The 4,557-nt window shown below is 75.0% G+C and carries 3 protein-coding genes; 1 reads left to right on the top strand and 2 read right to left on the bottom strand.

The genetic code is table 11. The features are described 5' to 3' along the window. Together J0670_RS30915 and J0670_RS30910 are read right to left on the bottom strand one after the other, a co-directional pair. Positions 1–1,156 (bottom strand): sigma-70 family RNA polymerase sigma factor (locus tag J0670_RS30915; protein WP_307806773.1); only part of this gene is annotated, 1,156 nt, incomplete at its 3' end. Between the two features lie 358 nt (positions 1,157–1,514). Then, entirely contained in the window at positions 1,515–2,390 is an 876-nt protein-coding gene (locus tag J0670_RS30910; protein WP_243437770.1) for a TetR/AcrR family transcriptional regulator, read from the bottom strand. Between the two features lie 573 nt (positions 2,391–2,963). Here J0670_RS30910 and J0670_RS30905 point away from each other — a divergent pair. Beyond that, complete coding sequence (locus J0670_RS30905; RefSeq protein ID WP_243437769.1) at positions 2,964–4,313, top strand: FAD-dependent oxidoreductase; 1,350 nt, start codon at positions 2,964–2,966, stop codon at positions 4,311–4,313. Positions 4,314–4,557: the final 244 nt, after the last annotated feature.

Here is a 4,557-nt window from a genome sequence, read left to right as displayed (position 1 = left end):
CAGCGGCGGCACCGCCCACGGCGGCCGCGGCGGCGCTGAACCCGCCGACCCCGACCCACACCAGCACGCCGCCGGGCAGCAGCGCGCGCAGACCGGTGTTGATCTCGGTCAGCTCCAGGCAGGCCGCCGTGCAGCGGTCGCACTCCTTGAGGTGCCGTCCGACCTCCGCCGAGGCCCGCTTGCGCAGCGAGCCGCGCGCGTACGCCCCGAGCCGGTTGGCGTACGCCTCGCAGGCGCTGTCCTGGCTGCCGGAGACGTGCGCCTGGAGGAAGCCGGCGGCCAGCCGGTCGCGGGCCCGGTGGGCCTGGACGGCGGTGGCGTTGGCGGTCTTGCCGAGCATCACCGCGACGGTCTTCGGCGACTCCCGTTCGACCTCGGTGTGCCAGAGCACCACCCGGTCGTCCTCGGGCAGTTCGGCGTAGGCCTGCATGACCATGCGCTGGTCGGCCATGGCCATCGCCCAGGCGTCGGCGCCCGGGTCGGCCAGGTCGAGGTCGACCACGGCGGCCGAGCTCTGCGCGAACACGCTGAAGTCGTCGACGAGTTGCTCGCGCCGTTCGCTGCGGGTCCAGGCGGCGGCGACGTTGCGCACGGCGGTCAGCAGGTACGCGCGGACGGCGAACTCAGGCCCCTTGCCCGCCCTGAGGGCCTGAAGGGTGCGGGCGAAGACCTCGCCGGCCAGGTCCTCGGCGGTGAAGCTGTCCCGGCAGCAGGTGCGCGCGTAGCGGCGCACCGAGTCGACGTGCCGGCGGTAGATCTCCTCGTACGCGGTGTCGTCGCCGGCCCGCACCCGGGCGGTCAACTCGGCGTCGGAGGACGGGCGATCGCCGTCCACCGGGTCGGCGGGGGCGGGCACGGTCGGCCGGGCCGGGCGGCCGTCGCCGACGAACGCCTCGGGGGCGACCCCGCCCAGGCCGGCCGGGGCCTGTCCGGGCACCCGGCCCGGCGGCAGTGCGGCGGCGGAGGCGGACAGCGACTCGCGGCTGGGCATGCCGGCCTGGTCGGGGACGTGGCCGGCGCTCGAACCGGCTGCGGCGCCCGGCACTTGGGCGGCACCGGTGCCGCCGGGGCCCGCGGCGGACCCTTCGGCCGTGCTACCGGAGAGGCCCCCGAAGTCGAGGCCGTACCCGTAGTCGTTCTGTTCCTCGGCGCTCACAACGGACCCCAGATTCCACGACAGCCCCCGTAGTGTGGCAGGGCGCGCGGGAGTGCGCGGGCGCACGGTTTCCCGACGTACGGCGCCGACGGCGCGCGAAGGGCGCGCATCGGGACATTGGCTCCAACCACGGGCAAAGGATGGCATAGCGCAGGGACGGGCGGTAGCCGGACCGGCCGGTCCCACTCTTCCGAGGGGCCGTCGCGGATGTGTTCGCCCAGCGTGCGGCGATGGGGCGAGTGCCGCCCGCGCCCGGCGCGCGCACCTTGCTCGCGCGCCGGTCCCCTGTTCAACTCCCTTGCCCGGACGGTACGTCGGCCGCGTCACCCGGTGGTCCGGCCGAGCCCGGCTCGGCCCGTCAGCGTGCCCGCAGGCCGTCCAGCAGGATCTGCAGCAGCCGGTCCGACGGCCCGGAAACCGATGGACCGTCCGTCTGCGGAGCAACCGCCGTGAAGGCGGCCGCGGTCGGCGCCGGGACCGACGAACGGGCCGCGTGCACCGGTACCGAAGCGGTCAGCACCAGCACCACGTCCGACACCGTGACGCCCGGACGCAGTTCGCCCGCCGCACCGGCCCGCGCCACCAGCGCGGCCAGCAACTGCAACAGCAGTCTGGGGTCGGCGTCGGCCGCCGAGGGCTCGACCGCGGCCCCGGACAGCGCCTCCTCGCCGCGCGGGTCGAAGCGGACGGCCGCCGGTGGTTCCGGCGCCCGCTGCTCGGGCACCCGGCCCAGTTCCTCCGCGTACCGGAACGCCTCCGGCGGCAGCAGCCGCCCGGCTCCCGTGCCCACCGCCCGGGCCAGGTACCCGGCCAGCGCCTCCCAGGCGCCGTCGCCGCCGTACAGCGACTCCCGGGCCTGCGCGGTCAGCCAGGCCACCTCCTCGGCGGCGATCCGCTGGACCAGCACCTCCTTGCTCGGGAAGCGCCGGTACACCGTGCCGACCCCGACCCCGGCCCGGCGGGCGACCTCCTCCATCGGCGCGTCGTAGCCGAACTCGCCGAACACCTCCCGTGCCGCCCGCAGCACGCTCTCCAGGTTCCGCCGGGCGTCCACCCGCAGCCGGGCCCCGGGCACCGGCACGGCGGCCGGCGACGGCTCCGTCCGGTACGGGACGGCCGAGTACGACACCCCGCCCTGCGGCGGCAGGTCCACCGGGCCGCGCTGCTCCGGCACCATGCCCTGTCCGGCGTGCGGTGCGCCCGCCCGACCCAACACCTGCTCCTGTTCCATCATCCCAACTCTCCCCCGCAGGCGTCCGAATCCGGACCCTGTCGTCGCCCGCCCCTGCACCCCCCGGTGCAGCTCAGCCCGTCAGAAGTGACCCGATGACCCATTGCTCGTGCCGCCCGTCCGATTTCGGTGACCACGGTCGTGCCGCCGGGCCGCCTTCACGTCCGGCTCGGCGCGTCGGCACCGTCCGGGGCCCTGTCCGGGAACTACCCTTCCCCGGATGACTGTCCCCCAGTCGGGTTCTCACGCCAACGCTGGAACTGGCCGTAATGGCCGCTCCACGGTGCGTCGCCGCCGGTTGTCATGGCGGTGGCCGCTCCGGCACACAATCCGACCATAGTTCACGCCTCTTCGCGGCCGAAAGTGCGTCAGAAAGTCGCCCGGCAGGCACAACTGGCCACCACGGTCACTTCCGTGGCAACCAGCCCCGTACGGACTGTGGACAAGACCACCTCCGGCGGTCCTTCATAGGGGGCGTGATGGGGGGACACTCCCGGCCGCGGGGCCGGGACGAGACGCCACATCGGCAGGAGGTGCACCATCAGGATCCTGATCGTCGGCGGCGGCTGCGCCGGGATGGCCACCGCGCTCCACCTCCAGCGCGGCCTGCGCGAACGGCTGCGCCGAGGCGAGGCGGAGATCACCGTCGTCGAGCCCCGGGCCTACTTCACCTACCACCCGCTGCTGGCCGAGGTCGCGGCCGGCTCGATCGACCCGAGACACGTGGTCGTCCCGCTGCGCCGGATCCTGCCGGACTGCCGGGTGCTCACCGCCCGGATCACCCGGATCGAGCACTTCGCCCGCCGCGCCCTCGCCGACGCCGCGGGTCCCGGCGAACCTCCCGCGCCGGTCGAACTCCCCTACGACATCCTGGTGGTGGCCCCCGGCTCGGTCTCCCGGACGGCACCCGTACCCGGCCTCGCCGAACACGGACTCCGCTTCTCCACCGTCGGCGAGGCGGTGAACCTGCGCAACCACGTGCTGGAGCAGCTCGACCTCGCCTCCGCCACCCGCGACCCCGCCCTGCGCCAGGCCGCGCTCACCTTCGTCTTCGTCGGCGCCGGCTACGCGGGCGTCGGCGCGCTCGCCGAGCTGGAGGACATGGCCCGCACCGCCGTGCGGACCTACCACAACATCCGGTCCGAGGACCTGCGCTGGGTGCTGGTCGAGGCGACCGACCGGATCCTCGCCGGCGAGTCGCCCGACCTCGCCGAGCACACCCTCGGCCAGCTGCGCGAGCGCGGCGTCGACATCCGGCTGCGCACCACCCTGGAGTCCGCCCTCGGCGGGGTCGTCGCGCTCTCCGACGGCAGCCGCTTCGAGGCCCGCACCCTGGTCTGGACGGCGGGCGTACGGCCCTCCCCGCTGCTGCGCGAGACCGATCTGCCGTTGGACACCCTCGGCCGGGTCCGCTGTCTGGCCACCCTGCAGGCGGTCGGCCCGGACGGACGCGCGCTGCCCGGCGTCTGGGCGGCCGGCGACTGCGCCGCGGTGCCCGACCCCGGCGCGGACGGCGCCCCCTGCGCGTCCAACGTCCAGCACGCCTTCGCCCAGGCCGAACTGCTCGCCCGCAACATCGAGGTGGCCCTGGACGGCGGACCGCACGCGCCCGGCCTCGCCGGGTACCGGCCGGGCCCCGCCGCCTGCTCGACCTCGCTGGGCCTGCGCCGGGCCGTCGCCCACACCCGGAGCGGCGGCCGGATCACCGGACGGCGGGCCTGGTGGCTGCACCGGGCCCGGCACCTGCGGCGGCTGCCGAGCGCGGAGCGCCGGGTACGGGTGCTGATGGACTGGGTGTTCGGCGGGGTGTTCTCCCGCGAGACGGTCTCGCTGGGGGCGATGGAGCACCCGCGTACGGCCTTCGAGGACGGTTTCGGCCCCGGGCCCGGCCGACCGCCCGGCGCCGGGCCGGAAGCCCCGCGATGAGTTCCCCCGCGGCCCCCGGACCGGTCCGAGAGCCGATCCGAAAACCGATCCGAGAACCGATCCGACGGCCACGCCGGGCGTGCGACTTCCGGAACCGGCCCTCCGCCTGACAGGATCAGCCCCAACTCGTCATTACCCCGTGTGCTGTGGCGCACACAAAAAGTGATGTTATGCCTGGAAACCGAGGAAGCGGCCGTCGTTTGAACCTCATGCGCTGGAGCGCCCGGCTCACCGGAGTCCCCTG

The sequence above is a fragment of the Streptomyces sp. FH025 genome (assembly GCF_017427025.1).
GTDB lineage: Bacteria > Actinomycetota > Actinomycetes > Streptomycetales > Streptomycetaceae > Kitasatospora.
This window is presented reverse-complemented; position numbering and strand designations above follow the sequence as displayed.

What these genes read in the sequence shown, in the direction of transcription:
- J0670_RS30910 (WP_243437770.1), bottom strand. Translation starts at nt 2,390, where the DNA reads ATGATGGAACAGGAGCAGGTGTTGGGTCGGGCGGGCGCACCGCACGCC.
- J0670_RS30905 (WP_243437769.1), top strand. Translation starts at nt 2,964, where the DNA reads ATGGCCACCGCGCTCCACCTCCAGCGCGGCCTGCGCGAACGGCTGCGC.